The 15,541-nt window shown below is 41.0% G+C and carries 13 protein-coding genes; 4 read left to right on the forward strand and 9 right to left on the reverse strand.

Features of this window, described 5'->3' with window-relative positions; genetic code table 11:
• Positions 1 to 125: 125 nt before the first annotated feature.
• A complete protein-coding gene (locus tag BUC20_RS29460) occupies positions 126 to 1,265 on the reverse strand; it encodes an agmatine deiminase family protein (protein ID WP_073237076.1) in 1,140 nt (379 codons plus the stop codon).
• 282 nt (positions 1,266 to 1,547) lie between these two features.
• Here BUC20_RS29460 and aspS point away from each other — a divergent pair, with 282 nt between their 5' ends.
• Positions 1,548 to 3,293: an aspartate--tRNA ligase gene (gene aspS, locus BUC20_RS29465; RefSeq protein ID WP_073237078.1), complete on the forward strand. Its 1,746-nt coding sequence runs from the start codon at positions 1,548 to 1,550 to the stop codon at positions 3,291 to 3,293.
• An 81-nt stretch (positions 3,294 to 3,374) separates the two neighbouring features.
• Here the strand turns inward: aspS and BUC20_RS29470 are convergent, their stop codons facing one another.
• From BUC20_RS29470 to BUC20_RS29500, 7 genes are all read right to left on the reverse strand, one after another.
• Positions 3,375 to 3,818 carry a hypothetical protein gene (locus BUC20_RS29470; RefSeq protein ID WP_073237081.1) on the reverse strand — a complete coding sequence of 148 codons (444 nt, stop codon included), beginning with the start codon at positions 3,816 to 3,818 and terminating at the stop codon, positions 3,375 to 3,377.
• Positions 3,802 to 4,185 carry a phage holin family protein gene (locus BUC20_RS29475; protein ID WP_073237084.1) on the reverse strand — a complete coding sequence of 128 codons (384 nt, stop codon included), beginning with the start codon at positions 4,183 to 4,185 and terminating at the stop codon, positions 3,802 to 3,804. The genes BUC20_RS29470 and BUC20_RS29475 overlap by 17 nt, the downstream gene beginning before the upstream one ends.
• Before the next feature lie 22 nt (positions 4,186 to 4,207).
• A complete protein-coding gene (locus BUC20_RS29480; RefSeq protein ID WP_073237086.1) occupies positions 4,208 to 4,474 on the reverse strand; it encodes a YtxH domain-containing protein in 267 nt (88 codons plus the stop codon).
• A gap of 59 nt (positions 4,475 to 4,533) precedes the next feature.
• Positions 4,534 to 5,580: an AI-2E family transporter gene (locus tag BUC20_RS29485; protein ID WP_073237089.1), complete on the reverse strand. Its 1,047-nt coding sequence runs from the start codon at positions 5,578 to 5,580 to the stop codon at positions 4,534 to 4,536.
• 6 nt (positions 5,581 to 5,586) lie between these two features.
• A complete protein-coding gene (locus BUC20_RS29490) occupies positions 5,587 to 6,987 on the reverse strand; it encodes a sigma-54-dependent transcriptional regulator (RefSeq protein ID WP_073237092.1) in 1,401 nt (466 codons plus the stop codon).
• 174 nt (positions 6,988 to 7,161) lie between these two features.
• Complete coding sequence (locus BUC20_RS29495; protein WP_073237094.1) at positions 7,162 to 7,944, reverse strand: enoyl-CoA hydratase/isomerase family protein; 783 nt, start codon at positions 7,942 to 7,944, stop codon at positions 7,162 to 7,164.
• A 3-nt stretch (positions 7,945 to 7,947) separates the two neighbouring features.
• Positions 7,948 to 8,367 carry a cobalamin B12-binding domain-containing protein gene (locus BUC20_RS29500; protein ID WP_073237097.1) on the reverse strand — a complete coding sequence of 140 codons (420 nt, stop codon included), beginning with the start codon at positions 8,365 to 8,367 and terminating at the stop codon, positions 7,948 to 7,950.
• Between the two features lie 80 nt (positions 8,368 to 8,447).
• On the opposite strand from BUC20_RS29500, the gene BUC20_RS29505 reads away from it, so the two are divergent.
• Positions 8,448 to 10,109, forward strand: coding sequence for a glutamine--tRNA ligase/YqeY domain fusion protein (locus BUC20_RS29505; protein WP_073237100.1), 1,662 nt, complete (start codon positions 8,448 to 8,450; stop codon positions 10,107 to 10,109).
• 81 nt (positions 10,110 to 10,190) lie between these two features.
• Here BUC20_RS29505 and BUC20_RS29510 read toward each other — a convergent pair whose 3' ends face one another.
• Complete coding sequence (locus BUC20_RS29510; protein ID WP_394334175.1) at positions 10,191 to 10,970, reverse strand: N-acetylmuramoyl-L-alanine amidase; 780 nt, start codon at positions 10,968 to 10,970, stop codon at positions 10,191 to 10,193.
• A 192-nt stretch (positions 10,971 to 11,162) separates the two neighbouring features.
• Here BUC20_RS29510 and BUC20_RS29515 point away from each other — a divergent pair, with 192 nt between their 5' ends.
• On the forward strand, positions 11,163 to 12,845 hold the full coding sequence (locus BUC20_RS29515) for a dipeptidyl-peptidase 3 family protein (RefSeq protein ID WP_073237102.1): 1,683 nt from the start codon (positions 11,163 to 11,165) through the stop codon (positions 12,843 to 12,845).
• A 255-nt stretch (positions 12,846 to 13,100) separates the two neighbouring features.
• Positions 13,101 to 15,539: a TonB-dependent receptor domain-containing protein gene (locus BUC20_RS29520; RefSeq protein WP_073237105.1), complete on the forward strand. Its 2,439-nt coding sequence runs from the start codon at positions 13,101 to 13,103 to the stop codon at positions 15,537 to 15,539.
• The last annotated feature ends 2 nt before the right edge of the window (positions 15,540 to 15,541 follow it).

Genomic DNA, 15,541 nt, shown 5'->3' on the forward strand with positions numbered 1-15,541 from the left:
ATATTTTTAATATCTGCTTTTATTGCCGAAAAGACAGGTATTGCCAGTTCCAAATGTATTGAAACAGGCACAAGAACAAGTATTATATCTCAGGTACAGCCCGGAATTGTCTGGTCTGTGTTTTATCACCTGGGTTGTTGTTGCGTAACGCAATGAATCATCCCGCCATTGGCATATAAATTCCTTACGTCAATCCCCACAACTTCCCGGTTTGGATATAACTTCTGAATGATGGCATTCGCGACCGCATCATTCCGATCTTTATAATTTGGCACCAAAACGACATTATTAGCAATATAATAATTGACATAAGAGCCTGGATAGTCCAGTTTTTTGCCATAAGCCGTAGTTACATTTTCTGAAGTTAGGGGTAGCTTGACAAAATTGTATTTCTTCTTGTTTTTATTTGTCGACTGATACAGTTTATTGATGTCATTCTGAGGGACCTGCCATTCCAGAAGATCATCCGGGCTCATGGTCACAATTGTGTTTTTATCTCCAAATCTGGCAAAACCATCAATGTGCATATCTGTAATCTCCAGGCCAGCCTTGCCTTCCAGCCAGATAAAATTGGTTACCCCGTAATATCTGGTAAATATCTCCTGCGCTTTTGCCTGACTCATTCCCGGGTTTCGGTTCTTATTCAGAATCGCGCTTTTTGTAGCCATCATCGTTCCATTTCCGTCAATTTCTACTGCCCCTCCTTCATTGATCATGACCTCGTTCAAATCCAGGTATTTTTTATGCTGATCATTGGCAATCCTCTCTGGTATCTCATCACAATTTTCAAATTCTGCCTTTTTGCCCCAGCCGTTGAAACCCCAGTCTTCAATCACCAAATTCCCCTTGTTATCTTTCGCGTAAATTGGCCCATTATCACGCACCCAGACATCATCAGTCTTATAGATTTTAAAATCAATGTTTTTCAGGGAGATTTTATCTTCCGCCAACATTTCCCTTACCCTTTCTTCTTCCTCTTCATCATATACGATCAGATGTACTTTTTCCCCATCAGAAAGTGCATGGGTCATCTCAATCCAGGCATCATCCAGCCGGTCTCTGTAAGCTTCACCATACTGATACTGATGCGGCCACTGTAACCAGGTCCCTTCATGCGGCATCCCCTCTTCAGGCATTGTATATAATACCTGAACGGGCTTCTTGTCTGCTGCATTCTCTTCTGTAAAAAGAGCTGTGGGACCGGATATTTCTACCCCCGAATAACAAAGAGTAACAAAAAAAGGCAATACATACAATGATTTCATAACCTGAAGATTAAGTAAATTTCACGAAAGTACAACACAGATTTATTAAATCTGTTTCAGTAAAAATACTCAAAAACAAGGAATACCAATAAGCTCATTTAAAAAGGATTACAGACTCCATTTGCAAAAAGATCAGGCTCCATTAAAACAAAAAAATACGCCCGTAAAAATCCGGAAAGGCCAGAATGCCAGCCAGATATTTTCAATATACCAAGCTAAATTCAATACAGGTTGAAATATCCGGTTCAAAATCAATATTTTTGGGACTTAATACTTTTAATAATGTTAAGAACAACTACTTGCGGAGCTCTAACCATTGAGAATTTAGGCGAAAATGTAATCTTGTGCGGCTGGGTACAAAAATCCAGGGATTTAGGAGGAATGACTTTTATTGACATCCGCGACAGATACGGAATCACCCAACTGGTTTTCAATATGGACGACAACCGGGAATTATGCGAGGCAGCACGTAGCCTGGGCAGGGAATTTGTAATTAAAGCCAGCGGACTCGTTGTAGAACGCTCTAACAAAAACCTGAAAATGCCTACGGGTGAAGTAGAAATCAAAATCACTGCATTGGAAATACTAAACGCAGCGAAATTACCTCCATTCATGATCGATGATGAAACTGATGGTGGTGATGATTTGCGTATGAAATACCGTTACCTGGATTTACGTAGAAATCCGGTGCGTAACAACATGGTTTTACGTCATAAAATGGCTCAGGCAGTTCGTCGTTATTTAGATAACCTGGACTTTATTGAAGTAGAAACTCCGGTATTGATCAAATCTACTCCGGAAGGTGCAAGGGATTTCGTGGTACCAAGCAGAATGAACGAAGGACAGTTTTATGCCCTTCCTCAGTCGCCACAAACGTTCAAACAATTGTTGATGGTATCTGGTTTCGACCGTTACTTCCAGATTGTAAAATGCTTCAGAGATGAGGATTTACGTGCCGACAGACAGCCGGAGTTTACTCAGATCGACTGTGAGATGTCTTTCATCGAACAGGAAGATATTCTGAACACTTTTGAAGGCCTGATCCGTACTTTATTCAAAGACATCAAAGGATTTGACCTCCCGGAAGTACCAAGAATGCAATATTCAGATGCCATGCGCTTTTACGGTTCCGATAAACCGGATACCCGTTTTGACATGCGTTTTGTTGAATTAACAGAGCTGGTTAAAGGAAAAGACTTCCCTGTATTTGACAATGCAGAACTCGTAATCGGGATCAATGCCACCGCTTGTGCATCTTATACACGTAAGCAACTGGACGAACTGACAGACTTTATCAAACGACCGCAAATCGGCGCAACAGGCCTGATTTATATGAGACATAACGAAGATGGCTCATTGAAATCATCTGTAGATAAGTTCTATAACGAGGAGGAACTGAAAAAATGGTCTGCAGCATTGAATACCCAACCCGGAGATTTAGTGTTGATCATGGCAGGAGTACAGGATAAAGTACGTAAACAACTGAGTGAATTGCGCCTGGAAATGGGTACACGATTAGGGTTACGTGATAAAAATAAATACAGTGCACTTTGGGTACTTGATTTCCCGTTATTGGAATGGGATGAGGAATCAGAGCGTTATCATGCAATGCACCATCCTTTTACTTCTCCAAAACCGGAAGATATTGCCTTATTAGACACCAAGCCAGGCGAAGTAAGGGCAAATGCTTACGATATGGTGGTAAATGGTACGGAAATCGGTGGGGGTTCTATCCGGATCCACGACAGAACTTTGCAGGCCCTGATGTTTAAGCATTTGGGATTCTCTCCGGAAGAAGCTCAAAAACAATTTGGCTTCCTGATGGATGCTTTTGAATTTGGTGCTCCTCCACATGGTGGAATCGCCTTCGGTTTCGATAGGTTATGTTCTATTTTCGCAGGATTAGACAGCATCCGTGATGTGATCGCCTTCCCTAAAAACAATTCAGGAAGAGATGTAATGATCGATAGCCCTTCTACCATTGACGAGAAACAACTAAATGAACTAAAAATCAAAACAACGGTTTAATCATCATTGCCCGGAGCTAAACCGGGCAATGGTTAAATGTTCAGACATAAAAAAAGGAAGCTTCAGGGCTTCCTTTTTTGTTTAATAGGTTTCACTATCCGGCGGAATGCCGTAATCCACCTCAAGCGGATCTGTATTTTTATTTTTCTTCGATTTGCTGAACCAGGATTTAACAGAATTGAATATCGCAGACAAATGCTCTGCGTCCAGCGACTTTCCTACTTTACCTGAAGCCAATCCCACCAAGGCCTTAGTTACGATGCCAGAGCCTCTGAAAAAGGTGCTGTTCATCACCAAAGGAAGGATCAGCGACATGACTTTACTACTGATGTTAAACTTATCGTCTATTTTAAGAAATGCAGATGGAGTGGCGTACTTTTTAATAAAAGCACCTACCGTAAACTGATGAAGGTATTTCTTAGAATCGCCAACCAATGCATCTCCTTTAAAACGATATTCCGCCTTAAGTAAGCGCACCTGTTGGTGAAGGTCTTCCAGGTTATTGATGTTATACTTTCTGTTCATCTTCTTCTTCCTTATCCGCTAATTTATTGAAATAGCGCTTGATTGCAAAGTTAACAATGGCCTTTTCAATATATTTTTCTTTCGTAAAATAAACGATGGTGGCCAATAAGATATAGATCAGAGCAACACAGCCAAAACCTCTTGTATAGCTACCCAGAACGTCTGATAAAAACAGGGCTAAAGTAAAGGTTCCGAACAGGAAAGCCAGCAGGAAACATATCGCAACGGTGGCATTGGTCACCATATCAGCAAACATCTTAGAACCCCGTTCTACCAGGTACAGCCGGGTATATTCCAGCCGGGTATTCACATATCCCTTTGCGTCCTCTACCAGGTCCTCCAGATCTTTTTCTTTATTTTCCTGCATTATCTTTGGTTTTAGGGGTAATTTATGCGTGTTCTACATCATCAGCAAACTCTTCTTCAGTCTGACGAAGCTTATTTTTTACAGAACTAACCACTTTATCTTTCAGGCTGCTCAGGTTATTGATCTCATCTGCGGCTTTGTCTTTAATAGAATCTCCAAGATCCTTTAACGACTGGCTCAATTTATCTCTTGTTTCACTTCCTTTTTCCGGAGCAAACAGTAATCCCAATGCCGCACCTGCAGCTAAACCGGCCAATAGCCCAATTAATACTTTTGAATTATCATTCATGACATTTAAATTTTGTGTTTAACATTTCCTTTATTGACTCTGGAATATAATGATTATAACTATTCCTGTTCAGAAATTGTTTTAATTCTTTCCAATCTTTCGGATGCCATTGCGCTGGTTTCATATATTTTGATCAGCAATATGAAGTATGACAGTAGCAGCGGACCGAAGACCAGACCTAATATCCCAAATAAGGGTATACCAATAACTACGCCAATTACTGTTATAATGGGGTGAATGTTGCCAACTTTTTTCGCAATCATAAAACGAAGGACATTGTCGATATTGATAATGACCACAAAACCAAAAATCAACATGGCCCAGGCGGCAAAATTATTTCCATTGGCCATTTGCAGCAATGCTGCGGGAACAAAAATCACAGGAGGCCCCAGAACCGGGACAAAAGAAATAAAAGTGGTCATTACACCCCAAAACAAGGGATCGGAGTAACCAAGAACATAAAAGGATAAACTCACTAATCCACCTTGCACCACTGAGATCAGGCCCTGTCCAAGCACATTTGCATAAGTAGTATTTCGCATTTCTTCCGCAAAGCGATAAGCATTCTGTTCACGGAAGGGCGCATATTTTAATAAAGAGCGCTCGAATTTCTCTCTTTCCACCAACATAAAATACAGCAGAAAGTACATGATCAACAGCCCCAAAACGATATTAAAGGCACCCGAAATCAGGGAAGGAAAGAGTTCTGTAGCCCAGGTTCCTGCTTTTTTCAGCCCATCCTCTACCAAGTTCTGGAAATCACTCCCGACCGGAACAAGGTGTTTCACTTTGAAAATCAGGTTCTTAAAATAGATATGATCGCTCTGCAGTTCAGCGATTTTTTCGATCACCATCGAGCTTAATGCGTAGAAAGGGAGGATAATGACCAGCACGGAGACAAATAAAAGCAGAAGAGCGGCAAGTCGTTTATTCCATTTTTGCTCTTCTGCCAGATATAAGAATGCCGGTCTCAAAATCGTATACAATACCAGGGTCCCTAAAATAGAACTAAAGATCCCCTGTAAGGAATAAGCGATTAAACACCCCAGAATGATGATGATCAGCAGGGTAATGTTATTCCTTTGTTTGTAGGTAAATAATGACATTGGCGCTTAGGTTTCCAGATTAATCGCCCTCATTTTATTATACAGCGTTTTCCTGTCGATATTCAGGATTTTAGCCGCTTTGGTTTTATTAAAATTAACTTCTCTCAATACTTTCAGGATCGCTTCGTACTCTGCTTCCAGAGCCGCGTTTTTCAAGTCCCTGGGTTTCTCGGTACGCGAGATAGAACTTTCCATAGCGGAAGCTTTCGCATAAGTAGAGATCTCCAGAGGAAGGGCCTTTAATTGAATTTCCTGTGTTTCGGTGAGCAATGTTGCCCGCCTCACCACGTTCTTTAACTCCCTCACATTTCCAGGCCAGTTATAAGTCAGGAAACATTCTTCTACCTCTTCGGAGAAACCCTGAACATTTCTGCTCAGCTCATGATTGGCAACCTCCAGAAAAGTATTGGCAAAGACCATAATGTCACGTCCACGCTGACTCAATGGCGGAAGTGCAATAGAGAATTCGTTAAAACGATGGTATAAATCTTCCCTGAACCTGCCTTTTTGAATGGCATTTGTCAGGTTTTCATTTGTGGCCACAATGATCCTTACATCCAGATCAATTTCTTTTGTGCTACCTATTCTCTTGATTTTACGTTCCTGTACTGTCCTCAATAAGGCCGCCTGGATTTCATAGGAAAGGTTTCCCACTTCATCCAGAAAGAGTGTTCCTCCATTGGCCATTTCAAAATGACCAATCTTGGTATAAAGAGCTCCTGTAAAGGATCCTTTTTCATGTCCAAAGAATTCGCTGCCTGCAAGCTCTTTTGTTAAAGAACCGCAGTCCATCGCTACAAATGGATTGTTTTTTCTTGGGCTATTTAAGTGAATGGCCATCGCAACAGATTCTTTTCCTGTTCCGCTTTCACCGGTCAGGATTACGCTGTATGCAGTTGGTGCCACCAACTGGATCTGCTTGAGCAGCTCTTTGGATGCCGTACTTTGTCCGGCAACGAAATTATCCGTCTGGTTATAAATCTGCTTGCTTCCCTTTTGTTTTGGTGCTTCAGCCGGCGTTTCAGCCCTATTCTCGTTTAAAGCGGTTTGGGTATCGATCGCCTTATTGATCGTATTTAATATTTCATCCGGATAGAGCGGCTTGGTGATATAGTCATAAGCCCCAAGCTTGATCAGTTCTACTGCCAGTTTAATATCAGAATAACCCGTTATGATAATAACACCGGTACCTGGATAGCTTTCCTTAATCTTGATTAGCATCTCCTTTCCGTCGGTATCCTCCAAACGATAGTCACACAACACCAGGTCGTAACTTTCCTTTGCCAGATATTCCATCGCGGAAACACCGCTTGTAGCTGTTGAGACACTAAATGAATTTCGGGTCAAAAATTTAGATAGTAATAAACCAATGTTTATTTCATCATCAACAATTAATATTTTTCTCATAGGGAAATAAAATAGTTTACTGCAAAATAATAGATAAATATAAATACATTTTTTAGTATGGGAAATATTTTCTACACTTTTAAATCATCTGGCCTATAAAAAGGTCAGTTTTTATTTATAACAAAAGCCCATCGAACAGTGTTCAATGGGCTTTAAATACGGTATAAACAGGGCTTATTTACCCAAAAACGCAGGTTTCCTTTTTTCTAAAAAAGCAGTAGTACCTTCTTTAAAATCATTTGTATCAAAACACTTACCAAACTCTTCGATTTCTGTTTCGAATCCATTTTCATCAAAAACAAGCGAGGAGTTTACTGCTCTGATGGCACTGGCAATTGCCAATGGTGCGCGTAATTTTATTTTTGCCAGAATTTCTTCCACTTTAGACAAAAGCTCCGCTGCAGGAACAGTATAATTTACCAATCCTATTTTTTCGGCATGTGCTGCAGTAATCATATCTGCAGTAGTGATCATTTCAATTGCACGGCCTTTACCAACAAGCTGCGTTAATCGCTGTGTGCCTCCATAACCGGGTATTAAACCCAATGATACTTCAGGCAAGCCCAGTCTGGCGTTTTCTGATGCCACACGAATATGACAGGCCATAGCCAGTTCCAGACCACCACCTAAAGCAAATCCATTGATTGCGGCAATAACCGGCTTAGGGCAATTTTCGATGGCATCAAATACGGTATTTTGTCCGTTTCTGGCCAAAGCCTCCCCTTGCTCTCCACTGTAGGCTGCAAATTCAGAAATGTCTGCCCCGGCAACAAAAGCTTTTTCTCCTGCTCCGGTCAGCAATACTGCCCGCACCTCATCACTACTGCTGGCAAAGGCAATCGCATCTGCCAACTCTGTTAATGTTTCTTTATTTAAAGCATTTAGCTTTTGCTCCCTGTTGATGGTTACATAAAGCACTTGTGCCCTTATTTCTGATAAGATATTCTGATATGCCATAATCTAAAAATTTCTGTTTTCGACTACCCAGCCTTTGATATAGTTTACGATGGTTTCCATGGTGGTACCTGGTGCAAACAATTCACCCACTCCAATATCCTTGAGCTTCTGCATATCGCTTTCCGGGATGATTCCACCACCAGTGAGTAATACATCTTTGACTTGTTTCTGCCTCATGATGTCCACTATTTTAGGAAAGACGGTCATGTGAGCCCCGGATAAAATAGATATCCCAATCGCATCGACATCTTCCTGTAAGGCCGTGTTTACCACCATCTCCGGAGTCTGACGCAAGCCGGTATAAATCACCTCCATTCCTGCATCTCTCAGTGAGGTTGCTATTACTTTAGCCCCTCTGTCGTGCCCATCCAATCCAACTTTAGCCACTAAAACCCTAATGGGCCTGTTTAATGTCTTGCTCATAAAATATACGAATAGTAGGCTGTAAATGTAAGTAAATTAGCGCTTTTATGTTAACTTTGAAGACTAAATTTACAGTTTTTATGAGTGAGGAAAGATCATTGAACTTTATTGAGGAGATCATTGAGAACGATTTAAGCAGCGGAAAATATGAAACGTTAATTACCCGTTTCCCGCCTGAACCCAATGGATATTTGCACATCGGACATGCGAAGGCCATCTGCCTGAACTTTGGTCTGACCAAAAAATATGGTGGCTATACGAACCTTAGGTTTGATGACACCAACCCGATAACAGAGAAAACCGAATACGTAGACAGCCAGCAGGAAGACATTAAGTGGCTTGGCTTCGAATGGAAAAATGAGCTTTATACCTCAGATTACTTCGATACTTTATACGATTTTGCCGTTAAACTGATCGAAAAAGGCCTCGCTTATGTAGATGACAGCAGTGCTGAAGAAATTGCAGCATTGAAAGGTACGCCTACTGAAGCAGGAAAAGACAGCCCATACCGTTCCCGCAGCATTGCAGAAAATCTGGACCTTTTTGCCCGCATGAAAGCAGGCGAATTTGCCGATGGCACCCGTATTTTAAGGGCTAAAGCGGATATGTCCAGTCCGAATATGATCATGCGCGATCCGATTATTTATCGCATCAAACATGCAGAACATCACCGCACAGGAAACAAATGGTGCATCTATCCGATGTATGACTTTGCACACGGACAAAGTGATAGCCTGGAAACGATTACCCATTCCATTTGTACCCTGGAATATGTGTCTCACCGGGAATTATACGACTGGTTTATCGAACACCTGGAAATTTTCCCTTCCAAACAATATGAATTTGCCCGTTTAAACCTTTCTTATACTGTAATGAGCAAAAGAAAGTTGCTGCAACTGGTAAATGAAGGTGTGGTAAGCGGATGGGATGATCCCCGCATGCCTACCATCAGCGGTTTAAGAAGAAGAGGATATACTCCGGAAAGCATCCGTGAATTCTGCGAAAGAATCGGGATTGCAAAAAGAGAAAACCTGATTGAACTTAGTTTGCTGGAATTCTGTGTTCGTGAACACCTGAATAAAACAGCGAATAGGGTAATGGCCGTATTGGATCCGATTAAGCTGATCATCAGCAATTATCCGGAAGGACAGGAAGAAATTCTTCATGGAGAAAATAATCCTGAAGCAGAAGATAAAGGCGGAATCAGAGCAATTCCTTTCAGCAATGAATTGTGGATTGAACGCGAAGATTTCATGGAAGAGCCTGCAAAAAAATGGTTCAGATTAGCTCCTGGTGCTACCGTAAGACTGAAACATGCTTATATCGTGAAATGTGAAGACTTCCGTAAAGATGCAGAAGGAAATGTGACTGAAGTTCATTGTACCTATATCCCTGAATCTAAAAGCGGTGAAGATACCAGTGGCATCAATGTCAAAGGAACCATTCATTGGGTAAGTACGAAACATGCGAAAAGCGCAGAGATCAGAACCTACGACCGTCTGTTTACAGTAGAATCTCCGGATGCTGAAGAAGGGGACTTTAAAGATTATCTGAATCCAAATAGCGTTGACATCATTAAACAAGCTTATATAGAGCCTTATTTAGCAAACGCAGATGTCGATTCCAGGTATCAGTTTATTAGAAAGGGATACTATTGTGTAGATAAGGATTCTACTCCTGAACATCTGGTATTTAACCGTACAGTCGGGCTGAAAGATGCCTGGGCAAAAGGAAATAAATAAATTGCTGGAGTATTTATAAAATTAAAAGACCTGATCAGTATAGGTACTGATCAGGTCTTTTAATTTAAACGAATCAGAAGATTACAGGTATTTCGTATATAAATTATATAAGATCAGCTTGTCTGTTGGTGTGAGTACCGGAGAGATATCGGTTTGCACAAAATGAATCTTAAAAGCAACCGTTGCTGAAGCAAGGTTACTCACATCATACCCCATCACCCTTAGTGCGAGCTCTGCATTAAAATCTACAGGGGGCATTTTCAGCACATCATCATACCATAAGCCAAATCCTTTTTTAGCTAAAACCTTCCATGGGAAGTTCAAGGGATCGATTTTTCGTCGTGGCGCAATATCTGAATGACCGATAAAATTGGCAGTAGGGATGTTATATCTTTTCTTCAGCGCCCCCAGGAGCTCTACCAAACTTCTCAGCTGAGCATCTGCAAAGGGTTCTTTTCCATTATTATCCAGTTCAATTCCTATAGAAGAGGAGTTTAAATCCGAGTCATTGCCCCATTTTCCAACACCTGCATGATTTGCCCTTAAATAGTCGTTTACCATCTGTACCACTTTTCCATCTCTTCCAACCACATAATGTGCACTCACTCCGGCCTTCTTATTGATAAAAGTTTTTACGGTTTGGTTCAACGAATCCTGCGCAGTATGGTGTATGATGACAAAATTAGGTCTGCGGATCCCAAAGTTAACAGAACCGATCCAGGACTGAACAGAAGGGTCTAAGGTGGCGACGGTCTGGTTGACCGGAGGCGTAGCCTTTACCATTTCTGCAAAGCCACTGGCCTGATCTTTATATATTTTATTCGTCGCTGCATATTTACCCGAGGAGCATGCCGCCAGCATGAACACCGAGAAAATAAACACGCCAGCTCTTTTAAATTTGCGGGGTTGTATCATAATCGAAGTTATAGAAGTGGTGAAATTACTATTTTTTACTAATTTAGTTGCCATCTTATTATCAGATCAATAAAAGGAGAGCGACGAAAATGTCTGTATTTGATGTAGCTTTGCTTCGATAAAAAACAAAAAATCAATATGAAAAACTTAAGCAAATTAACGCTTATTATTGCCGGATGTGCCCTTGTGACAGGAATTTCTTCCTGCAGCAATCCCCAGGGAAACACCACAACCTCAACTAAAGAAATCAATTCCAACGAAGATAGCTTACAACGCTATGTAAATGACCGGATTGCGATTTACGAAAAAGTGAAGTTAAGCACCAACTTAAACGAACTATCAGCAAATGAACGTAAGATTTTGCCTTTATTGATCCAGGCCGCCCAAATCATGGACGAGCTATTCTGGAAACAGGCATACCCTCAGCGTGACAGCTTATTAAGTACCATAAAAGATGAAAAAACAAAAGCTTTTGTATGGATCAATTATGGCCCATGGGATCGCTTAAACGGAGATAAACCATTTATTGCAGGGATTGGTGCTAAGCCGGATGCGGCCAGCTTCTACCCTGCAGGAATGACGAAAGCAGAGCTGGAGAAATCAGATGTAAAAGACAAACTCGGTCAATATTCAGTGGTAAAAAAAGACAGTACCGGAAAACTAACCTCTATTCCTTACCATGTATTATATGCTTCAGAGCTGCAAAATGCCTCAGCTTTGCTTAAACAGGCAGCATTACTTGCAGAAGATGCCGGTTTTAAAAAATACCTGAACCTACGTGCAGATGCGTTGGTTTCTGATGATTATACCGCCAGCGACTATGCCTGGTTAGATATGAAAACGAACAATCTGGACATCATCATCGGCCCGATTGAAAATTATGAAGATAAATTGTTCAATGCCAGGGCTTCTTATGAGGCTTATGTATTGGTAAAGGATAAGGTATGGAGCAAACGTCTTGCAAAATATGTGAGCATGTTGCCTCAATTGCAGGAAGGACTTCCTGTAGATGCGAAGTACAAAAAAGAAAAGCCAGGAACAGACTCGGAATTAAATGCTTATGATGTGGTTTATTATGCCGGAGATTGTAATGCCGGGTCAAAAACCATCGCTGTAAACCTGCCCAATGATGAGATCATTCAACAAAAGAAAGGAACAAGACGTTCGCAATTGAAAAATGCCATGAAGGCAAAGTTTGATAAAATCCTTGTTCCCATCGCGAAAGAACTGATCGATAAAGACCAACAGCAGTACATTAATTTCGATGCCTTCTTCTCCAATGTGATGTTCCATGAAGTTGCCCACGGATTGGGAATCAAAAAAACAATTACAGGAAAAGGTTTTGTAAAAGAGGCTTTGCAAGAACAATATTCATGGCTGGAAGAAGGTAAAGCAGATGTTCTGGGCCTGTATATGGTGACCGGATTACTTAAAAAAGGAGAACTGGAAGGCGACATCAAGGCTTTTTATACGACTTACATGGCTGGAATCCTTCGTTCAGTAAGGTTTGGTGCCGCAAGTGCCCACGGAAAAGCCAATATGCAATGCTTCAACTTCTTTAAAGAAAACGGAGCGTTCATCCGCAATGAAAACGGAACCTATAAAGTAGATTTTACCAAATTTGAAACAGCAATGAACAAGCTGGGTAAATTAATCATTACCCTTCAGGGTAACGGCGATAAAGCTGCAGTAGAGAAAACGCAAAAAGAAAAAGCGATCATCACCGCCGAGCTTCAAAAAGATTTAGACCGCCTGACTCAAAAAGGCATTCCTGTAGATGTGATCTTTGAACAGGGAGTAGACGTTCTTGGCGTAAAATAATCCAGCAATCAAAATAAAAAAAAAGGCCTTCAGCATAGCAATATGCTTTAAAGGCCTTTTTTTTATCTGCTGTTTTTATGCGAAAAATGTAGAAAAACTCAAAAACCTGTAACCTTTAACGGGTCTTATCGTCTTATATCCAGAAGTAACAGGAAAACATCCGTTTTCAAACAGCCCTGATTTTTCTTCATTCAATGGAGTGTAATTTTACGCTATTGGGATTTTCTTGCGCTTCTTTTAACCGGACCAGAACTCATGAAAACACTTTATTTAAACCTGCTTTTTCTTTTTATCTGCTCAGAAATGACCTTCGCACAGGATAGTGCAGTTCAAGCAACGATTAATGGGATCGTCACCGATGAACAGAGAAAACCATTGGATTATGCCACTGTCGTCTTGTTTAACCAGACAGACTCTTCTCTTGTAAAATCAGTCGTTACTGATGCTTCGGGAAGGTTTAGCTTTCTGCAAATCAATCCTGGTAATTATTATGTAAAGTCTTCTCTGATGGGCTATTCTACTTCAAAAAGCCCTCTTTTTAAGATAGACGCAAAAAGCGCTAATATCACGCTCCAGGACCTTCAGTTAAAGTCTGGCAGCAAAGACCTCACTGAAGTTAAGATCACCGCTACAAAGCCTTTATTTGAGCGAAAAACGGACAAGCTGGTGATGAATGTAGAGAACAGCAGCTTAATGACCGGAAGTTCCGCTTTGGAAGTGCTTCAAAAAGCTCCTGGTGTAACGGTAGATCAAAATGACAACATCTCCATGCAGGGTAAACAAGGTGTGATGATCCAGATTGACGGAAAACAAACTTACATGAGCAATACGGATGTCAGCGCCTTGTTGAGGAGTATGCAAAGCTCACAAATAGAAAGCATTGAGCTGATCACCAACCCTTCCTCAAAGTACGAAGCTTCAGGAAATTCAGGTATCATCAACATTAAAACCAGAAAGAGTAAAAATGGCGGGACCAACGGAACGGCTTCCGGAACACTTGGGTATGGTAAACATTTAAATGAAAATGCCAGTCTGAACCTAAACCACCGGACAGAGAAAATAAACCTGTTTGGTAATTATAATTATGGGGCATCAAAAAGAAATTCAGAGTTGAATATCGACCGCATTTCTGGCCAGGATGCTTCAAAAACCTACTTTTCACAATCCTCCACCGGTCTTCGCAAGAACAGCAGCAACAATTTTAAAGCAGGAATGGACATTTTTCTGAATAAGAACAACACCCTTGGCTTTTTATTTAATGGATATGCCAACAGTTCAGCTGAGCTCACCGACAACAATACCTGGATCGGCCCTTCCTTTAGTACACCTGATTCCGCGATTCTTGCCAACAACGATATCAGAAGTAAATATCGGAATTATGCCTACAACCTGAACTACAAGTCTGTTCTGGACACTGCAGGACAAGAAATTACTGCTGACCTGGACTATTCCCGTTACCACTCCAGCGATAACTCCAATTACATCAACCGGTTTATTTATGCCAACGGAACTGAATTAAGACCAACGGGCTTTCTCAGAAACCAAAGCCCTTCAAGAATTAACATAAAAGCTTTAAAAGTAGATTATACCCTGCCAATCAGCAAAACGTTAAAATTAGAAACGGGTATAAAAAGCAGTTCCGTGAAAACGGATAATAACTTTATTGCGGAAGAGCTTAAAGGGCTTGAGTGGCAAAACGACAAGCTCCGCAGCAACCAGTTTATTTATGACGAGAACGTCAATGCTGCTTATTTCAACCTCAGCAAGCAGTTTAAAAGCACCAATGTTCAACTGGGATTAAGGGCAGAACAGACCAATTCAAAAGGCAATTCCATCACAGAAAATAAGGTCACCAAAAGATCGTATCTGGACTTTTTCCCAAGTGTTTTTATCAACCAAACCTTAACTAAAGATCAAACCATAGGTGTATCCTACAGCAGAAGGATAGATCGCCCGAGTTATGATGACCTGAACCCATTCATCTATTATCTGGACCAGTACACCTATAATCAGGGAAATCCTTTTCTTAATCCACAGTACACGCATAATTTTGAAGCAAACTATACCTTTAAGCGCTACTCCCTTAGCCTGAACTACAGTCTGGTGAAAGATGTGATCATGCAGGTCCTATTGCCTAATGAAGAGAAAAAGGCACTTTTCCAAACGAATGAAAACCTTGCTAAGAACATCGTGTATGGCGCTAATCTTAATGTCCCTGTCAACATCTTTAAATGGTGGCAAACCAATAATAACCTCAACGTTTTCCATTTAGAATTCAGCTCCCCTGATCTTGCAGGAAAAGCCCTGAGTACCTCTAAAACCTCTTTTACCATTAAGTCACAACATACTTTCATCATCAATCCCGATCTGAATGCAGAACTAAGTGCGAGATATGAGTCTCCCCTCGATTACGGTACATTGTCTATTGGAGAACGTCATGGCATTGATGTCGGGATCAGCAAGTCGCTGATGGATAAGAAAATTAACATCAAACTGGCTGTCAGTGACGTCTTTAATACACAAGAAACAAGACTGGGCAGCACTTATCCGGGACTCAGCTATCAGCTTTACCAGAAAAACGAATCAAGGATCGCCAGAATTACACTGTCCTACAAATTTGGCAAAAATGAGCTTAAGCCCGCAAGAAGAAGAACAACCGGAGTAGAAGAAGAAAAAGGAAGACTGAAAAACTAAAG

Origin of the sequence: Pedobacter caeni (assembly GCF_900129215.1) — a bacterium.
GTDB lineage: Bacteria > Bacteroidota > Bacteroidia > Sphingobacteriales > Sphingobacteriaceae > Pedobacter > Pedobacter caeni.